Here is an 18,386-nt window from a genome sequence, read left to right on the forward strand (position 1 = left end):
CTCAGCGACCCATATCACCCCGCGCTCCCCTGCATCGCGACGGAAGATAGGGGTAGTCTCAGAGGACTACATAAGTTACCGCTTAGTAATGTCGCTCGGTCAATTCGAGGCCGCCCTCAGGAGCCCCAATGCAACTCGCCGCGATCATCGTGTCGCTGGTCCTGATCGTGGTCGGCGTGGCACTGTTCGGCCGCGCCCTCCTCCAGATCTTCCACTTCATGCGTCTCGGCCAGCCGGTACCGGCCGGGACCAGGACCAATGACCCCGCACAGCGCACCATCACCGTGGCCAAGGAGTTTCTCGGCCACACCAGGATGAACCGCTGGGGCATCGTGGGCGTGGCGCACTGGTTCGTGGCGGTGGGCTTCTTCTCCCTGCTGCTGACGATCGTCAACGCGATCGGCCAGCTCTTCAAGGCGGACTGGATCCTGCCGGTCATCGGCGACTGGGCGCCGTACAACATGTTCGTCGAGTTCCTCGGCACCATGACGACGCTCGGCATCCTGGTGCTGATCGCGATCCGCCAGCTGAGCAAGCCGGACAAGCCGGGCCGCAAGTCCCGTTTCGCGGGCTCGAACTTCGGCCAGGCGTACTTCGTCGAGGCCGTCATCCTGATCGTCGGCGTCTGCATCTTCACGCTGCACGCCCTGGAGGGCGCCCAGCACCATGTCGACGGCTACGAGGCGTCGTTCTTCATCTCGTATCCGGTCGTCGCCTGGTTCAAGGGCATGAGCGTCGGCACGCTCCAGAACCTCACCTACTTCTTCGCCGCCCTGAAGATCGCGACCTCCTTCATCTGGATGATCACGGTCGCCCTGAAGACCGACATGGGCGTGGCGTGGCACCGTTTCCTCGCGTTCCCGAACATCTGGTTCAAGCGCAACGCCGACGGCGGCACCTCGCTGGGCGCGCTGCTGCCGATGACCTCGGGCGGCGAGGCGATCGACTTCACCGATCCCGGTGAGGACGACGTGTTCGGTGTCTCCCAGGTCGAGCAGTTCTCCTGGAAGGGCCTGCTGGACTTCTCCACCTGCACCGAGTGCGGCCGCTGCCAGTCGCAGTGCCCCGCCTGGAACACGGGCAAGCCGCTGTCCCCGAAGCTGCTGATCATGTCGCTGCGGGACAACGCGCACGCCAAGGCGCCCTACCTGCTGGCCGGTGGCGGCAAGACGATGGAGGGCGAGGAGAAGGCGTCCGAGGAGCAGCTGGCCGGAGTGCCCGCCGCCGCCCTGGCCGAGGCCGAGCGCCCGCTGATCGGCACCGCCGAGGAGAACGGCGTCATCGACCCGGACGTGCTGTGGTCCTGCACCACCTGCGGTGCCTGTGTCGAGCAGTGCCCGGTGGACATCGAGCACGTCGACCACATCGTGGACATGCGCCGCTACCAGGTCATGATCGAGTCGGCCTTCCCCTCCGAGGCGGGCACGATGCTCAAGAACCTGGAGAAGAAGGGCAACCCCTGGGGCCTGGCCAAGAAGCAGCGCCTGGAGTGGACCAAGGAGGTCGACTTCGAGGTCCCGGTCGTCGGCAAGGACATCGAGGACCTCACCGAGGTCGAGTACCTGTACTGGGTCGGCTGCGCGGGCGCGCTGGAGGACCGGGCCAAGAAGACGACGAAGGCGTTCGCCGAACTCCTGCACATCGCGGGCGTCAAGTTCGCGATCATGGGCGGGGACGAGAAGTGCACCGGTGACTCCGCCCGCCGCCTGGGCAACGAGCCCCTGTTCCAGGAGCTCGGCATGGAGAACGTGATGGCCCTGAACACGGCGTTCGGCGAGGAGCTGGACGACGACGGCAAGGTCACCGCGGAGTCCCGCAAGCCGAAGGCCGCGAAGAAGATCGTGGCCACCTGCCCGCACTGCCTCAACACGCTCGGCAACGAGTACCCGCAGCTCGGCGGCGACTACGAGGTCATCCACCACACCCAGCTGCTCCAGCACCTGGTGGACGAAGGCAAGCTGGTCCCGGTCACGCCGGTCGAGGGCATCATCACCTACCACGACCCGTGCTACCTGGGCCGCCACAACAAGATCTACACGCCCCCGCGCGAGATCATCGGCAAGGTCCCGGGCCTGCGCAACGAGGAGATGCACCGCCACAAGGAGCGGGGCTTCTGCTGCGGCGCGGGCGGCGCGCGGATGTGGATGGAGGAGCGCATCGGCAAGCGCATCAACAACGAGCGCGTGGACGAGGCCCTCTCCCTCAACCCGGACATCGTCTCCACGGCCTGCCCCTTCTGCCTCGTCATGCTGACCGACTCGGTCAACGGCAAGAAGAACGACGGCAAGGCCAAGGAATCCATCCAGGTCGTCGACGTCGCCCAGCTCCTGCTGGACTCGGTGCGGACCCCGGTGGACCCTGCGGGCGAGTCCGCGTCCGAGACCACCCCGGAACCCGAGCCGGTCAAGTGACGGCCCCCAAGGCCCCCTGAAACCCGACGACGCCCCCTGCTTCGCACAGGCAGGGGGCGTTGTTGTGTGTGTGTGGGGGGGAGGGAGGAGCGAGGGGGGCGGGGACGGGAACGGGCCGGAGCCCGGAGCCCGCCACCCGAGGCCGAGCCCTGCACCGGCGGCGACCGGGAACGGACCGCAGACCGGAGGCCGGGGCCGAGACGCAGGCCGTACGCGCCGCAGGAGGAGAACAGAACTCAGGCCGTGGACGGGTCGAAGGCCGGCAGCGGTCCCACAGGTGGGAGACCGAGCCGCAGGCCAAGGCCCGGCCGGACACCGGGAACGGAGCACAGGCCGAAGGCCGGGGACGGACCGCAGGGAGCGGAGGCCGGGCCCCTGCTCGCGTGCACGTGACCTCGCCGGACGATCCCCGGGGCATCTGGGCGCGCACGAGCCGATCGGGCCGGGCAGACCCGCGGCCGTGCGCCGCAGCCGCCGTACTTGGTCAGCCCCGTAGGCCATGGGCGAGGCGTGCGCTCCCCGGGCGCCGGGCCGCGCGCATGCGGACGCCGCGCGAGACGCCGCAGGGAGCCCGGGGGGCGTCGCGTGGGGCGCTCTGGGGGCCCGGAGGGTCGTGCTGGGCCTCGTACGGGCGCCGGGCCCAGCGCCGGTGTCACGCGTTCGCCGAGGCCCAGCGCCGGTGTCACGCGTTCTTCGGGGCCGCCTGCTGGACCACGTCGAAGGACCACAGGGTGGAGCCGGAGGCGGCCGGCCTCGGGCGGTCGCCCTCGGTGGCGCCGCCCTGGTGGGCGGCCTTCATCGGGCCCTCCATCCACGCCTGGAAGGACGCCTCGTCGCGCCAGCGGGTGTAGACGAGGTACTGGTCGGTGCCCTCGACCGGGCGCAGCAGCTCGAACCACTCGAAGCCGTCGGAGTTCTCCACCGCGTGCGCCCGCGAGGCGAACCGCTTCTCCAGGACCTCCCGCTGCTCGGCGGGCACGGTCAGCACATTGATCTTCACTACGCTCATGGGTCCATCCTGCGCCACCCGCCCCGCTCCCGCCGCAGGGGCACCCGATAACTCGCCACGGACATCACATACTTAACGGCACCCGGCGAACTCCCGCGATCGGCTCCCGCGCGGTGTCGCCCGCCTCGGCCGGGGTGTCCACGACCGGGGTGCCGCAGTTCGGCTCCGTCTTCGCGGACTGAGGCGCGCGTCAGCGGACTGAGCCGCGCTTCACCGGGCCGGGACGGTTCAAACCCGGAACCATCCCTGGTGAAACGGCTGACGGTCCCTTAGGGGATGTCACAGGTCGGCCGCAATGCCGGGCCCGGACCGCCGGGCCCGGCACGTCACCCTCCGGGACCAGGTACGTTCGATGACGTGGCTGGATTCAGGATCGGACGCGGGGGCCGGGACGACCGCACCCCCCAGGGACAGCAGGCGCCGCAGGGACCGTCGTACGGCCGCCCCGGCCCGTCGGGGGGCGGGCGGCGCGGCCCGTCGTCGTACGGGCAGCAGGGGCCCCAGGCGCCCGGACAGGGCACGGGACGGCCGTCGCCGTCGTACGGCTACCCGTCGCCGCAGCCGCCCCAGCCGTCGTACGGGCAGCAGGGGTACGGCCGGCAGGGGTACCCGCAGCAGGGCCGGCCGTACGGCCACCAGGGCCCGGCGAACGACGGCCCCGAGTACTTCGACGACGGCTACGGCGGCGGCACGCCCGACCCGTACGCGGCCAACAACCCGGGCCACACCCAGGCCTTCTCCATCGACGAGGCCGCCGGCTACACCCAGGGCTCGACCTACCAGGCCGGCGCCGCCGCGCCCGCCCCGCCGGTGGGCCCGCCGCTGCACTGGAAGGAACTGCTGCGGGGGATCGTCCTCTCCCCCGACCCGACGTTCCTGCGCATGCGGGACTACACGATGTGGGGCCCGGCCCTGATCGTGACCTTCCTCTACGGCCTGCTCGCCGTCTTCGGCTTCGACGACGCCCGCAAGGAGGCCATCGGCGCCACGCTGTCCAACGCGGTGCCGATCGTGCTGATCACCGCGGTCGTGATGGTGCTCGGCCTGTTCATCCTCGGCGTGGTCACCCACACCCTGGCCCGCCAGCTCGGCGGCGACGGCGCGTGGCAGCCCACGGTGGGCCTGTCCATGCTGATCACGGCGCTCACGGACGCGCCCCGCCTCATCTTCGCCATGTTCTTCGGCGGTGACGCGGGCTTCGTCCAGATACTCGGCTGGGCCACCTGGCTCGCCGCGGGCGCGCTGCTCACCATGATGGTGTCCCGCTCCCACGACCTGCCGTGGCCGAAGGCGCTGGGCGCGGCGGCGATCCAGCTGATCGCGCTGCTGTCGATCGTGAAGCTGGGCACGTTCTAGTCAGTCCGTCCAGTCGGTCCGTCGGACATGGAAAGGGCCCCCGGCGCGGCTTCCGCCGCGCCGGGGGCCCTTTTCTCCGTCCCTGTTCCTCAGGCGTCGAGCACCTGGTCGTCCCGCTTCACGACGGGCGGCTCGACGCTCCACGGGAAGTTGATCCAGTCGTCGGTGCGCTTCCAGACGTACTCGCACTTCACGAGGGAGTGGGACTTCTCGTAGATCACCGCGGAGCGCACCTCGGCGACGGTGTCCAGGCAGAAGTCGCGGACCAGCTTGAGCGTCTTGCCGGTGTCGGCGACGTCGTCGGTGATCAGGACCTTCTTGTCGGAGAAGTCGATCACGTTGGGTACGGGCGCGAGCATGACCGGCATTTCGAGGGTGGTGCCCACGCCGGTGTAGAACTCGACGTTCACCAGGTGGATGTTCTTGCAGTCCAGGGCGTAGGCGAGCCCGCCGGCCACGAACACGCCGCCCCGGGCGATGCTGAGCACGATGTCCGGCTCGTACCCGTCGTCCGCGATGGTCCGCGCCAGCTCGCGGACGGCGCCGCCGAACCTCTCGTAGGTCAGGTTCTCCCGCACGTCGCTCATGTTCTGGCTGCCCTCACACCTGGGTCCGATGGAAATTGACGTAGGACCGCGAGGCGGTCGGCCCGCGCTGGCCCTGGTACCGCGAGCCGTAGCGCTCACTGCCGTACGGGAACTCCGCGGGCGAGGACAGCCGGAACAGGCACAGCTGGCCGATCTTCATTCCCGGCCAGAGCTTGATGGGCAGGGTCGCGAGGTTCGACAGTTCGAGGGTGACGTGACCGCTGAAGCCCGGGTCGATGAACCCGGCGGTGGAGTGGGTGACCAGACCGAGCCGGCCGAGCGAGCTCTTGCCCTCCAGCCGGGAGGCGAGGTCGTCGGGGAGCGAGATGACCTCGTACGTCGACGCGAGCACGAACTCGCCGGGGTGCAGGATGAACGGCTCGTCGCCCTCCGGCTCCACCAGCCGCGTGAGGTCGGGCTGCTCGACGGAGGGGTCGATGTGCGGGTACCGGTGGTTCTCGAACACCCGGAAGTAGCGGTCCAGCCGGACATCGACGCTCGAAGGCTGCACCATGGATTCGTCAAAGGGATCGATCCGGACCCGCCCGGCGTCGATCTCGGCCCGGATGTCCTTGTCTGAGAGAAGCACGTAGCGAGGATACGCAAGGCGCGCGGAGCCATGACAATCGTGACGACTCCGCGCGCCCTGGGTGACGCCGCGGCTACCCCGCGTGCTGACCTTGTCGCCTACCCCTGCTTCTGCAGGGCGACCGGCACGACGCTGCGGAGCCGCGCGCATCGAGGGCATCGCATGAGCCGACCGGGGCCGAGCCGCTCGGCCTGCTGCATCGGGAACGAAGCGGTGCTGAAGACGTGCCCATCGGCACAGCGGACGACGGTGCGTTCCATCAAGTCCCTTAAGTCCCTTCCCCAAGAGCCTCGTCGGGCTGACCAACCCGACGACAAAAGCCACATTACGGGATCAAAGAGACGACTCTCCAGGCGGCACTCCGACCTCACCCGGCCCCTCTCACAGCGCCCCCACCGTACGCCCCAACTCCCGCCCCCCGCAGCCGGATCCCCGCCCTGAAACACCCTCAGACCCCCGGGCCGTGAGCACCGGGAGCCTGCGATGAGGTACAGTGAGCGAGCGTCGGACAGAGACCGATCTCGGGAACTTTGTCCGTACTTACGCGGGTGTAGTTTAATGGTAGAACATCAGCTTCCCAAGCTGAGAGCGCGAGTTCGATTCTCGTCACCCGCTCCAGAGAGAAACCCCAGGTCAGCGGCCTGGGGTTTGCTTGTTGTCTAGGCCAATTTGGGGGTAGCGTGCCCTAAGCGCAGCCGAAGCGGCCTTCTCGGGGACTTTCACGCGCCACTCAGGCCATCCCGTCGCCAGTTGGTCTCGAATGGCGAGACGCCTTTCAAGTGACCTGTGTCACTGATTGCACAGAAGGCGACCGAATCGCTTATGTAAAGGATGGCTTGCGCAACGATCAACGCCGACCGACACCGCGCCCGCGAACGGCCACCCGGCCTCGTCCCGCTCCGAGCTGATCGCGTACAGGCTGCCGGACCAGCACCGCCCGTCGCTGACCGCAAAGCCCACCCATGCAAGCCCTGACTGGGCTCGCAACCGTCTGTTTGGGCCCGCCCACCGCCGGTCCGTCACCGGCGTTTCAGCCACGGCCCCCGTGGATCAATCCCGGCATCGGCGTCATCGATAGGCGCTCACCGCGGCCAGATAGAGTCCGCAAGCTGTGCCGCACGAACCCCCGCCGATCAGAAAGGCCGTGGCGGGCCGGACTCCGCCCCGCCAGGCGACGAACGCGGACACGCAGCCTACGTGGACGCAGACGGACAGGGCGAGGAGCAGGGAGACCAGCTGAAGCGTAGTCATGACAGTTTGTCCTTGTCGGGATCGGCGGTGGCCGAACGCGCACCGTTCGCTTGCCGACACGCTGCCTGTCTGGTGAGGTGTCCGACTGCCTTCCGAGATCAACAGGACAGCGCAGGCCGATTCGCGCTGCTCATGCCCGGGACACCGCCTAAAATCGTTGCCGTGGCTGGTGGTCGATCGGGCACGTCCCACCAGACGGGACCGGCACGACCGAGTTGGCGGGGCTGAGAGACGGGGCACGTGGGGGACATCTTCGGTGACCTGAAGCAGGTGGGGGCACTCAAGCGCGAGCTGCTGTCCGGCCAACCCTCAGATCGCCGGTTGGCACGACTCGCGGGCGTCTCCCATGGCACCGCCGGCCGATGGCTGGAGGGCGCGCAGTTTCCACAGGACCGCCACGGGCTGATCAGGGTTCTCGATGCGATCAGGGCCGAGGCCGCTGCCCGAGGTTTGCTGGACTGTCATGTTGTCGGCAATTCTGGCGACACTGTCGCTCAACTCCTCGACGCGGAGCGCTGGAACACCGCCTTCGAGGCGGAACGCGAGCGTCGAGCACAGGAGTCCCGGGCCGATGCCGAACGGCAACAGGCTAGGAGTGCCATCGAGCGCGAGGCAGTCCGGGCCCGCCTGTCCACACTGTCTGACCCACCCCGTCCGATGCGCGCGTGGAGCGCACGGCGGCTCGGGGTGCACCCCGCCATCCCGGGGCACCCCGACACACCGGCCAGCGGGTTCGTGCTACCTCGGTATGTGCCCCGTCCGCATGACGCCGAGCTTCGTAGCTGGCTGTCCGCAGCGACCGCCGACGGAGCGGCGCCCTGTCTCGTGATCGTGGAAGGGGGGTCCTGCACGGGCAAGTCCCGGACGGCGTTCGAAGCAGTCAGGGCCGTGGTGCCTGACGACTTCGACTTGTTCTTCCCTGCGGACCCGGCTGGGCTGCTCGAAGGTCTGGCCGCGGACGTGCTGCGACCGGGCACCGTGCTGTGGCTCGACGAAGCCCAGGACTATCTCGGCGGCCCCGAAGGGGAAGCGGTGGCCAGCGCGCTGCTACGACGACTCGACCGAGACGGTCCGTTCCCGGTCGTGGCGACGCTGTGGCCCGATCACCGCGCGGCCCTCACAGCGCCCGTCCCGTTCGGCCAGCATGACTCGCATCGGCAGGCTCGCACCTTGCTGGCCCAGGCGCAAAGGGTCGTGGTCCCTCGCAGCTTCGCTGGCACGCTCGAGGCCGTACGCGATGCAGCCGGAGACGACCCGGCGCTCGCCGACGCCCTGCGCACGGGCACCTTCGAGCTGACCCAGACGCTCGCGGCTGGTCCCGATCTAGTCGATCACTATGAGAACCCCTACGGCCCAGCCGGCGTCCATGGCCGTGCCCTGATGCGCGCGGCCATGGACGCTCACCGGCTGGGCGTCACCGGCCCGCTGCCCCTCACCTTCCTGGAGGAGGCCGCCGTCGGTTACCTCGACGCGGCCGACCGCGCGGTCGGCCCCGACTGGTTCACCCACGCCCTTGCCTACGCCCGCACCGACATCAAGCACACGACCCGGGCACTGCAGGACGTTCCCAGGACCTCCAGCATGGGTGTGGAGCCCGGAGTGCTTCGGCTCGCCGACTACCTGGCACAGCACGGCCGCCGTGTCCACCGGGCGGACTGCCCGCCCCGCTCCTTCTGGGAGGCCGCGCACCGGCGTCTGACGCAGCCCGATGATCTCGCCGCTCTCGCCAGTGCGGCACACCGCCGCCTGCGCAAGCGGTGGGCCAGTCGCCTCTGGTTCCGGGCCGCTGAGTTCGGCAGCGGCCCGGCCATGTCGGAGTGTGCGAGGCGACTGTGGTCCGAGGACCGTAATGCCGGTGAGCGCCTGGCGCGGAAGGCCGCCGGTCGGGGTGATTTCGTCGGTCTCTATAGCCTCGCGTTCATCCCCGAGCACACGGGCGATTACGCCGAGGCCGAACGGATCTCCCTGCTGGCGGCTGCCGAAGGTGGCACGTTCGGTCTGCGCCGGCTGAGCGAACGCCGGCTGAGTACCGGAGATACCGCAGGAGCGGAGCGCAACCTCCGACAGGCGGGCGAGGCCGGTGACATGGAGGCACTGCTCCTGCTTGCGGGGCTCCGCTGGGAGGCAGGTGACCAGAACGAGGCCGAACGCCTAGTCACACAGGCAGCCGAGGCCGGCGACGTCGAGGCGCTGGCTCAGCTGGCCTCGCTGCGGATGCTGAAAGGGGATCGCGACCAGGCCGAGCAGTTGGCCGACCGCGTTCTGCGCCGGGGCAGCACCCGGGCATGGAGCCTGCTCGGCGAGGTCGTGGAGCAACGCGGCGAGCTGGACGAAGCGAGGTCGGTGCTCCGGCAGGCCGCGGCAGCAGGGGACGACGCCGCTCTGGCACGGCTGGCCTGGATCGTCGAGGGCAGGGGCGAGCACGATGAGGCCGCCCAACTGCTGGAACAAGCGCTCCAAGCCGGTCACGCTTATGCCGTGGCCAGTGTGGCGCTGCTCCGCGACAGGACGGGGGACGCCCAAGGAGCCGAGCTCCTCGCCCAGCAGATCGCCGATCGGGGCGACTACATTGGGTATCTGAGGCTAGCCGAGGCTCGTGAGCATGCCGACGACCCTGCCAGTGCTGTAGCCCTGCTGGAGACGGCCGTCGAGGGCGGCTCTCTGACGGCCCTGGTGCAACTCGCACGTACATATGAGAAGGCCGGGGACAACGAGGCAGCCCTGCCTCTCCTGCGGCAGGCAGCGGCTGCGGGTCTTGGCGAAGCGTTGGTGAGCCTCGCCTTGTTGTCCATACGGACGGACCACGACGAGGCCGAGGAAATGGCGGGCCGGGCGGCCGATATCGGCTTCCCGGAGGTACTGCTGGCGCTCGCCGACCGCCGTGAGCAGGCAGGTGATCAGGATGCGGCGGAGCGCATACGCCGGCGGCTGGACGGGGAGGGACACGCCGACACTACGATCGCACTGGCCATGTGTGCGGCGAGGGAGGGAAACCGGGAGGAGGCGGCCCGGCTCTTGGTACGCGCCGCTGATTCCGGCGACGAGACCTGTACCGTGACGCTGGCGCGGGTCTGGGAGCACGGTCTGGAACCAGACGGTTCGCCATCGGGGCCGTGGACTTGGACCGAAGAAGGAAGCAGCGAAGCCTGAACGCGGGAAGACGCCTCGCCCGTCGGCCAGCGGATACTCCATCAGCGGACCCCGTCGCCCACGCCACAGATCCCACGGCCCGGTCGCGTAGCGGAACGCTCCGTGGTGGAGCTGTTCAGAATGCCGCCGCGACGCCAATGCCGGTGACGATGAAGAGCCAGCCCGGTTGTCAGCTCCCAGCAGTGGTGGCCCTTCGCGCGGCACAGGAGGGTATGCAGGCTGCCAGCTACGGCGACGAGGATCCTCCGTGCATGCCTAATTTGCGTGAGCCGACGCCAGCTCAGGACATGCGGGGCCCCATTACTCCGGGGACGGCGAAAGCGCGTTACACCTCCTTCGCTTCCGTGTGCTCGGCAGCCGACCCCCGCAACTGCTGCCACACCTCGGCATTGATGCCCTGGGCCAGCTTGCGCTGGTGCTTCGCCGTCGAGTGCTGGTAGATCAGCTGGGCGCGTTCCGAGGACTGGCCAGCGCGGACCATGAGGTCCTTCAGCTTGGCGCCGGGGTCGGCGGCGAGGGTGTTGCCGGTGTGCCGCAGGTCGTAGAAGCGGAAGTTGTCCGGCATGCCGACCTGCTTCCTGGCCTTGCGCCACTTGCGGCCGAAGGTCGAGCGGCGGAACGGAGCGCCCTTCTCACCGACGAAGAGGAGACCGTCCGGCTCCTTCTCCGCGAACCACCGAATGTGTCGACGCAGCTCCGGCAGCAGGAGGTCGGGCAGGTACACGGTGCGTTTGCCCGCGCGGGTCTTGGGGGCGCCGGTGACCCGCTTGCCGTTTGTCAGCTCCGGTGAGGCGTGCGTGATCCGCAGGGAGCACTCGTCGAGATCGACACTGTGGCGGCGCAGCTCGGCCAGTTCCTCGGGGCGGAGGGCGGCGAAGGCGCCGAGCAGGACCATGAGCCGCCAGCGCGGGCCCATGGCGTCGGCGAGGTCGAAGACCTGCTCCACGGTCGCGGTGGGGCGCTCGTCGGCCTCCTCCTTGCCGGCGCCCTTGATGCGGCACGGGTTGGTCGGGAGGAGATCGTCGTCGACCGCGGTCTGCAGGATCGCCTTCAGCAGCCGGTACGACTTGGCGACCGTGGTGGCGCCCGTCGCCTTCCGCCGTTCGGCACGCCAGGCGCGAACGGCGGGCGGAGTGATCTCGTCCAGGTCCCTGCCGCCGAACGTCGGCAGGATGTGCAGGCGGAGCAGGCCGCTGTAGCGGTCGACCGTGGTCGGCGCCAGACCGCGTTCCTCCAGCCACCGCAGCGCGTACTTCTCGAAGTTGACCGCGCCGGCGTCCGGGTTCCGCCACTGGTTGCGGTCGATGTCCGCGCGGACCAGGTTGAGCCAGTCCTGCGCGTCGGTCTTGGTGTCGAACGTCTCGGGGGCCTTGTGACGGGTCCCGTCCGGGCCGACGTAACGGGCCTGCCACCGGCCCGAGGCGAGCCGGCGTACGGTGCCGAACTCGCGTCGGCGCTGGGGTCTGCGTCCTGCCATCAGGCCGCCCTCCCGTACCGGAGGCGGGTGCGGCGGACCGGCTCGACGGTGCGTGCCTCGATGTACTCGGTGACGGCGCTCTTCGGGATGCGGACCGGGCGGCCGAGCTTGACGTAGCGGATGCGGCGTTCGGCGATGAGGCGGCGCACGAACCGTTCGCCCGTGCCGAGTTGTTCGGCGGCTTCGCCCACCGTCAGCAGACGGTCAGCCATGGGTGATCACCTCCTTCGGAGCGCGCTGAAGACGGGAGCGGACAGGGGGTATTGCGGGTGGGCGCAAGTGCGGTGGCTCCTCACTCGGGGCGGAGGCGGGGCGGCGGTTCTGGAGGTGGCGGCGGCGTGGGGGTTCTCGGAGTGGCGAAGTCGGATTCAGGCGGTCGCCGGGCCGCGGAGGAGGGCCGGGACCGGCACGTGCAGCGCCTGTGCGAGGGCGACCAGGTCATCGATGTCGCAGCGGCGCTGGGCGCGTTCGATGCGGGACAGCATCGTGTTGGACATCGGCCGGCCGAGAGCGGTGACACGAGCGGCAAGCTCACGCTGCGGGAGGCCGCGCTCGGTGCGGAGAATCTCGATGTTTCGGGCGGCCCTTATTCCGGCTGGGCCAATTTCCAATGAACGTGCTGCCATGGCTCCGTTGTAACGTGCACTCGCCGGTTTGGTTAACCGGCGATCGTCGGCTATGTTGCGCCCCGCGCACACGGCACGCGGGGGTACGCCCCTCTCGTCAGCCCGTGCGTCGAGCAGCGCCGACAGGGTGTCTAACGAGGGGTGTTGTGTTGTAGCTTCGCCGCCCGCAGACGTCAACGGTTTGCCGATGTGATCCTTCTGGCTCGGGTTTACGGGCAACTATTTGGTCAGCGGCCGATCGTGCCCTACGGTTTTCCCACCGCCCTCTACGACCTGTTTTCCGACCGCCTTTCTGCCGTCAGAGATCTGGCCGTTTGGGGCTGGACTTGTCCGCACTGGGTGTGGCTATGTTGACGACAGCCCCGGAAAATCCGCGAGCGGCTCAACGAGCCGAGCGGCAGCCGGTCGGCAACTCCCCCACACCTGACGCCCCCACCGCCCCCGTCGACGTTGAGCCATGGGTGCCCGCCCCCTGGCCACCGAGTGAGGACCGCCCCGCTCTTGGCACGAATCCGCACCATCAAGCCCGAAGCCTTCGTCTCAGAGTCCCTGGCCGCCGTCACCCTGACCGCCGAGCGCACCTTCTTCGGCCTGCTCACCCAGGCCGACGACCAGGACCGCCACCGCGACCACGCCGCGATCATCGCCGGACAGCTGTGGGTCCTGCGCCCCGAACACACCCCCGCCGACGTCGAGAAGGACCTCGCCCAGCTCGCCGACGCCGGCCTCATCTGCCGCTACACCGGCCCCGACGACAAGCGTTACCTGCACGTCGTCACCTGGCACCAGCACCAGAAGATCAACCGGCCCAGCAAGAGCCGGCTCCCCGCATGCCCCCACCACGACACCGTCGACGGCGTCGCACGAGCCGGCCTCACCGAGGCCGCACCGCTGCCTCACGGAACCCTCCGTAAGGGCTCCCGCCAACAGCAGGAGACGACGGTGAATACCGGAGACGTACGCGAAAGCGCAGGTCAGGAGGATTTCACGGAGCCTTCCGTGAAGGCGCACGACCAGCTCACGGAGCAGTCAGTGAGTCCTCAGGGTCCGGATCTAGGACCTAGGATCATGGATCTAGGAAGTACCCCTTCGGGGGGCGCAAGCGCCCCCGCGCCCGACACCGTCTTGGCCAAGCAGCTCATCACCGAGTACGCCGCCGCTTGCGCACACCGTCCGCCCAAGGACGTCCTGGGCCATCTCGGTCGCGAGGTACGCAAGCTGCTCGACGAGGGGATCGACCCCGCACACGTCCGGGCCGGTCTCGAACGGCACCGTGTCAAGGGTCTGCACCCCCGCACCTTGCCGAGCCTCGTGCACGAGGCCATGAACGCCACGCCCGCCAGGCAAGTTGTCCACAGGTCGTGGACGAATCCCGCCGATGTCGCCGCCGCCTATGGAGACCAGCTCTGACCGCCACCCTCACCCGCGGACCCCAGCAGGTCGGGCCCATCGCCGCCCGCCTCAACGGCATCCTGGCCAGGCGCGGCATCGATTCCGCCGCAGCGGCCGGCGGGGAAGCCCCGGCCGAGCGTGTCACCGCCCTGGAACTGGCCGGCGCCCGTATCCCCGCCCGCTACCGCCGCGCCCTGGCCGACCACCCGCAGATCACCGCCTGGGCTGACGAGATCACCCGAGCCGGCCGCCCCGGCCCCGGCGGGCCGGGCATCGCCGAGGGCCCGTCGCTGCTGATCGCCGGTCCCACCGGCACCGGCAAGACCCACCAGGCGTACGGCGCTATCCGCACCCTGCTCGCCCGCGGGGTCCGCCTGCGCTGGGAAGCCACCACCACTGCCGACCTCCACGCCCGCCTGCGCCCCCGGGCCGGCCACGACACCGAACGCGATCTGCAGACTCTGGCACGCAGCCCGCTGCTGCTCCTGGACGACCTCGGCGCGGCCAGGACCAGCGAGTGGACCGAGGAGCTGACCTACCGGCTCATCAACCACCGGTACGAGCACATGCTCCCCACCCTCATCACCACCAACCTCCCCACCGCCGAACTCCGCACCACCCTCGGCGACCGCGTCGCCTCCCGCCTCGCCGAGATGACCGAACGCGTCATCCTCGACGGCCCCGACCGACGACGCCACCGGCCCACCTAACTCGGCAGCGGTCCGCCGACCACGGGCGGCGGACCTCCGAGGAGCTTTCACCCGGGGAGCCGGAGTGGTGCCGGGACCGAACGCGAGGGCAGAGGACCGACTCCGGGGACCAGGACCGGGACCGAGGGCGGGGACCGAGGAGGCGGGGACCGAGCGCGGGGACCGGTCCCCAACGTGCGGGGACCATCCGGGGACCACCGCAGCGACAACCCGTTGGGGACCGAGGCCCGACTCGGAGACCGAACTTGGGGACCGGGGACCGGAATTCGATCGGGGGCCGGGGACCGGGCTCCAGCGCACCCATCGGTCCCGGGGACCGGTCCCGGTGAAGCCGCAGGTCACGCGGCCTATGGCTGCATGGAAAGTGGAGTGCGACGGGGACCGACGTCACCTGGACGGGGACCGGCGTCAGCATCGGGACGGAGACCGGGGACCGCGACCGACCCCAGGGGACCGAACCCGGGGACCGGTCCCCAACGGGCTCATCTGATGTGGGGACCGAGACCCCGGTCCCCACACTTTCGGGACCGGCATCCGCCGATGACCCATACCCCAGTCCCCGAACGTCAGCGCCCAGAAGAAGTGGGGACCGGTCCCCACTCTCGGCTCGGGTCCGAGAACAGCCCACACACACGCCCACCTGGCCGACCGTCCGCGCCCTCCCTCCCCACGAGCCAAACAACGCCACACGACAGGCCATGCCTCAGCTGGCCGAGAGAGACTTCCGTGCACCAGGCAAACCACGAACCGACCCCCAACCCCCGCCGGGACAGCACCACCTCAGCCCCAGGCGGAGCAAGTTATCGGCCAAGACACTCTTCCCCGCCGGGGAAGGCATCCGGGCCGGAGCCCGCCCCGGGGGTGGCGGGATCGGACCGGCACCAGGAGGTGCCGACCCGCCAGGCAGCGACCGAGGGCGGATCGCAGCCGGATGAGAAGCCGTCACCGCGCAAGTCCCGCGCCACGAAGAAGACCTCGCGCAAGCGCTCGCCGAAGCCGACCGCGGACAAGCGCGACTACGTATGCAGCGTCCGCTTGAACGACGACGAGAAGTCCCAGCTCTCCGCCGCCGCTCGCGCGACCCGTACGAGCCTGCCCGCCTTCCTCGCCCGCAGCGGCCTCGCCGCCGCCCAGGACCTCGACAACACCGCCGCCGCCATCGCCGGCCACCGTGAGCTGGTCACCGAACTGTTCGCCGCGCGCCGGCACCTCGGGCAGGTCGGCAACAACCTCAACCAGATCGCCCGCGCCCTCAACACCGGTGCTCACCCTGCCGAACTCGACGCGGTCGTCACGGCGGTCCAGCGCGCCGTGAGCCGCGTACAGGCAGTCACAGACCGACTGCTGGAACAGCACTGACCCGGCACCCGGACGACGCCCCGTCCCCACCAGCCCCAGCACCCATCTCGGACACCAGATGATCCCCCGGATACAGAAAGCGCGGGCAGCGCACCATCGGCCTCCTGTCCTACCTGCACGGCCCGGCAAACACGAAGAACACGACGACCCGCACCTGGTCGCCTCCTGGGACCACAACGCACCCGACCCCGGCCGCGACCCCTCCGCCACCCTCAAACAGATCCAGCAGCTCCTGGACCAGCCCGTCAACAACCTCGACCATGCCGAGCGGCCGAAAAAGCACGTGTGGCACCTGTCCATCCGCAACGCCGCCGAAGACCGGCTCCTGACCGACGAGGAGTGGGGCGAGATGGCCCGCCGGATGGTCGCCGCCGGCATCGACGACCCCGACCAGGACGCGGGCTGCCGATGGCCCGACCGTCAGCGATCACGAGTTGAGCCGGTATATGGCGTCGCGCGCAACTGACTCGAGAGCGGAGCCGCTCAGGGACGCAACCTCTTCACCATGACCGCGTACACCGGTGAGTCGGCGAAGGGCTGCTGCTCGCCTGCCTTCTCGTAGCCCCACGTCTCGTACAGGGCCTGCACTTTGGGGTGCGTCACGTCGACCAGAAGCACCGCGAGATTTTCGCTGCGTTCCTTCAACAGGGCTTCGTGGAGCCGCTCCGAGATCCCCTGCTTCCGCCATCGCGGGCGCACCATGACCTCGGAGACGGCGTAGGTCGCGGTGTACCCGTTGTTCGGCTCGAACGCGGTGGAACGCCACCACTCCCGGCCGGGCTGGAGCGGGGCACCGTACGCGAAGCCGGTCGGCTCGTCGCCGTCGAAGGCGACGACGCAGGTGAAGCCATCCATCTCTGACCAGTGATCGACGAACCACGGGAACCGCTGGTTGAACTCGTCGTCCATCGCGTCGGCGTAGGCGTCGGCGTGCACCTCAATCAGCATCTGCTTGAAGCCTTCGGGGAGGCTTCCCTGTCCGTAATGCCGCAGGTCGATCACCCTGGTCACGCTCGACTCCATTCATCTCGCATTCGGTCTGCCCAGTCGCGGGCGTACGTCGTTGACGGCGCCAGCCGGAACAGGTCTCGGTGGAAGTCTCCGATCAGGGTGCGCATACGCCCAGGCAGTGGTGCGCCATCCATGATCGTGAAGACGGTGGCCGCGGTCGCGGTGGCCTGCTCGGGCTCTCCCTGGCGGAGTTGTGCCAGCGCGAGCTGGCAGGTGGCCAGCGCGCGGTTGCGCTGGAACTCCGCCGGGATCTTGGCCAGGGCTCGGTGCGCCATCGCCTCGGCTTCGGCGGGCTCCCCGTTGCGGTTGAGGATGATCGCCGCGAGGTGGTTGAGTTCGGCCGGCCCGTAGAACGCGGTCCATCGGGGACGCTCGTCCTCAGCCGCCTTCTGGAAGGTCTCCTGCGCTGTGCCCAGTGCCCGCCGAGCGGCTCGCAGGTCCCCGAGCGACGAATGGGCAAGCGCGAGGCGGACGCGGCCCATGGAGCCGAAGAACGGGTCCCTACGGGCGGCCGGAGAGGCGTTGGCAGCCTGTGCTGCCGCGAGCTGTTCCGGCCAGTTCTTCCGCTGGTAGGCGAGAATGGCCATGTTGACCCACACGCGCATGCCCGTGACCGGGTCCTGGGCGAGGCCGGCGAACGTGGACGACTCGTGCAGGTACGTCTGGGCCGTATCCAGGTCGCGGACGTCAATACACGACCAGGCAGCGATGGTGGTGAACTCGGCCGCGAGTGCGTACAGGGCCCGGCGCACACGTTCGCTGGCGTTGCGCTGCTGAAGCTCCAGCACCTTGGCGCGAGCTTCGAGAGCTGCGCTCGCCAGGGAGGTGTGCCCGCCCTGGCGGTCGTCCGCCTCCACAAGCCGGTTCATTCTGGCCGCGGCGCGGGCTACGTCCGCCATGCCTACTGCCCGGCGCTGCGTGACGACCGGAACGGCTGCGGCTGCCGTTCCGGTGGCGGAAACGATGAAGTCGCGTCGCCGCACGGGGCCCTCCGGAGGATGTTGCATGGAACTTGGGGCGCGGAACCCTAAGTCCGCCACGGGGCAGCCGAACACACGCTCAAGTGCTGCGCAAGTGCGGCCGATTGGGCGTCTGCTTGATCCGTTGAGCAGGTTGCGGACCGTTCGGGAGGAGATCTCGCCGGGTCGGCCGGTGATCTCCTGTAGCGCAGCGTTCAACCGGGCCGCCAACTCATCTTGGGTGAGGCCGAGTTGGTCCAATCGGCGCCGAAGGGCGAGGTTGGCTGCCATGTACCGAACGTAGTACCGCGGTCACTCTGATGCCCAGACCTCAGGTAATTGGAACGCAAAGTCTTCCGGTTGGTGGGTATGCACAGAATCGGGTCTTTTCCTGTTGCGCTCCGCTTGTCACTCGTTGACTGGTCATTGGCCACCGAGTCGGGTTCGGCACGGTGGCACGGAGGAAAGCCCGGCCCTGCCCCCCCCCCCGTCAGGACCG

16 protein-coding genes and 1 tRNA gene are annotated in these 18,386 nt (G+C 69.3%); 8 read left to right on the forward strand and 9 right to left on the reverse strand.

Translation table 11 applies throughout. From position 1 onward, the window contains the following. Positions 1-128: 128 nt before the first annotated feature. Complete coding sequence (locus QHG49_RS16690; RefSeq protein ID WP_301490165.1) at positions 129-2,411, forward strand: (Fe-S)-binding protein; 2,283 nt, start codon at positions 129-131, stop codon at positions 2,409-2,411. A gap of 682 nt (positions 2,412-3,093) precedes the next feature. On the opposite strand, the gene QHG49_RS16695 is transcribed toward QHG49_RS16690, so the two are convergent. Then, positions 3,094-3,420 carry an antibiotic biosynthesis monooxygenase gene (locus QHG49_RS16695; protein WP_136100407.1) on the reverse strand — a complete coding sequence of 109 codons (327 nt, stop codon included), beginning with the start codon at positions 3,418-3,420 and terminating at the stop codon, positions 3,094-3,096. 276 nt (positions 3,421-3,696) lie between these two features. Between QHG49_RS16695 and QHG49_RS16700 the strand changes: the two genes are divergently transcribed. Continuing rightward, positions 3,697-4,776, forward strand: a complete 1,080-nt coding sequence (locus tag QHG49_RS16700) for a Yip1 family protein (RefSeq protein ID WP_301490166.1) — start codon at positions 3,697-3,699, stop codon at positions 4,774-4,776. 89 nt (positions 4,777-4,865) lie between these two features. Here QHG49_RS16700 and QHG49_RS16705 read toward each other — a convergent pair whose 3' ends face one another. Both QHG49_RS16705 and dcd read right to left on the reverse strand, forming a co-directional pair. Next, positions 4,866-5,363, reverse strand: coding sequence for a phosphoribosyltransferase (locus QHG49_RS16705; RefSeq protein ID WP_145487021.1), 498 nt, complete (start codon positions 5,361-5,363; stop codon positions 4,866-4,868). 13 nt (positions 5,364-5,376) lie between these two features. Then, positions 5,377-5,952, reverse strand: a complete 576-nt coding sequence (dcd, locus tag QHG49_RS16710) for a dCTP deaminase (RefSeq protein WP_145487019.1) — start codon at positions 5,950-5,952, stop codon at positions 5,377-5,379. 544 nt (positions 5,953-6,496) lie between these two features. Between dcd and QHG49_RS16715 the strand changes: the two genes are divergently transcribed. Then, positions 6,497-6,570 (forward strand) — tRNA-Gly (locus QHG49_RS16715). A gap of 450 nt (positions 6,571-7,020) precedes the next feature. Here the strand turns inward: QHG49_RS16715 and QHG49_RS16720 are convergent. Next, on the reverse strand, positions 7,021-7,203 hold the full coding sequence (locus QHG49_RS16720) for a hypothetical protein (protein ID WP_085565771.1): 183 nt from the start codon (positions 7,201-7,203) through the stop codon (positions 7,021-7,023). A 240-nt stretch (positions 7,204-7,443) separates the two neighbouring features. On the opposite strand from QHG49_RS16720, the gene QHG49_RS16725 reads away from it, so the two are divergent. Next, on the forward strand, positions 7,444-10,353 hold the full coding sequence (locus QHG49_RS16725) for a sel1 repeat family protein (RefSeq protein WP_301490167.1): 2,910 nt from the start codon (positions 7,444-7,446) through the stop codon (positions 10,351-10,353). 325 nt (positions 10,354-10,678) lie between these two features. Here QHG49_RS16725 and QHG49_RS16730 read toward each other — a convergent pair whose 3' ends face one another. The 3 genes from QHG49_RS16730 to QHG49_RS16740 form a co-directional block, all read right to left on the reverse strand. Beyond that, positions 10,679-11,830, reverse strand: coding sequence for a site-specific integrase (locus QHG49_RS16730; RefSeq protein WP_301490168.1), 1,152 nt, complete (start codon positions 11,828-11,830; stop codon positions 10,679-10,681). After that, positions 11,830-12,042 (reverse strand): excisionase family DNA-binding protein, encoded by a 213-nt coding sequence (locus tag QHG49_RS16735; RefSeq protein WP_301490169.1) that lies wholly within the window; start codon positions 12,040-12,042, stop codon positions 11,830-11,832. The genes QHG49_RS16730 and QHG49_RS16735 overlap by 1 nt, the downstream gene beginning before the upstream one ends. A 156-nt stretch (positions 12,043-12,198) precedes the next feature. After that, entirely contained in the window at positions 12,199-12,456 is a 258-nt protein-coding gene (locus QHG49_RS16740) for a helix-turn-helix domain-containing protein (protein ID WP_189755739.1), read from the reverse strand. Positions 12,457-12,957: 501 nt separating this feature from the next. Between QHG49_RS16740 and QHG49_RS16745 the strand changes: the two genes are divergently transcribed. The 4 genes from QHG49_RS16745 (at position 12,958) to QHG49_RS16760 (ending at position 16,383) form a co-directional block, all read left to right on the forward strand. Next, positions 12,958-13,866: a hypothetical protein gene (locus tag QHG49_RS16745; RefSeq protein WP_301490170.1), complete on the forward strand. Its 909-nt coding sequence runs from the start codon at positions 12,958-12,960 to the stop codon at positions 13,864-13,866. After that, positions 13,863-14,558, forward strand: a complete 696-nt coding sequence (locus QHG49_RS16750; RefSeq protein WP_159708395.1) for an ATP-binding protein — start codon at positions 13,863-13,865, stop codon at positions 14,556-14,558. The genes QHG49_RS16745 and QHG49_RS16750 overlap by 4 nt, the downstream gene beginning before the upstream one ends. A gap of 861 nt (positions 14,559-15,419) precedes the next feature. After that, the gene (gene mobC / locus QHG49_RS16755) at positions 15,420-15,917 is read left to right on the forward strand and encodes a plasmid mobilization relaxosome protein MobC (protein ID WP_159703392.1); all 498 of its coding nucleotides are present in this window, start codon (positions 15,420-15,422) and stop codon (positions 15,915-15,917) included. A 58-nt stretch (positions 15,918-15,975) separates the two neighbouring features. After that, positions 15,976-16,383, forward strand: coding sequence for a hypothetical protein (locus QHG49_RS16760; RefSeq protein WP_370530473.1), 408 nt, complete (start codon positions 15,976-15,978; stop codon positions 16,381-16,383). Positions 16,384-16,400: 17 nt separating this feature from the next. Here the strand turns inward: QHG49_RS16760 and QHG49_RS16765 are convergent, their stop codons facing one another. Then, the gene (locus QHG49_RS16765) at positions 16,401-16,928 is read right to left on the reverse strand and encodes an N-acetyltransferase (protein ID WP_159703389.1); all 528 of its coding nucleotides are present in this window, start codon (positions 16,926-16,928) and stop codon (positions 16,401-16,403) included. Then, positions 16,925-18,178, reverse strand: a complete 1,254-nt coding sequence (locus tag QHG49_RS16770; RefSeq protein ID WP_301490171.1) for a helix-turn-helix transcriptional regulator — start codon at positions 18,176-18,178, stop codon at positions 16,925-16,927. The genes QHG49_RS16765 and QHG49_RS16770 overlap by 4 nt, the downstream gene beginning before the upstream one ends. Between the last annotated feature and the right edge of the window lie 208 nt (positions 18,179-18,386).

It is taken from the genome of Streptomyces sp. WP-1 (assembly GCF_030450125.1).
GTDB lineage: Bacteria > Actinomycetota > Actinomycetes > Streptomycetales > Streptomycetaceae > Streptomyces > Streptomyces incarnatus.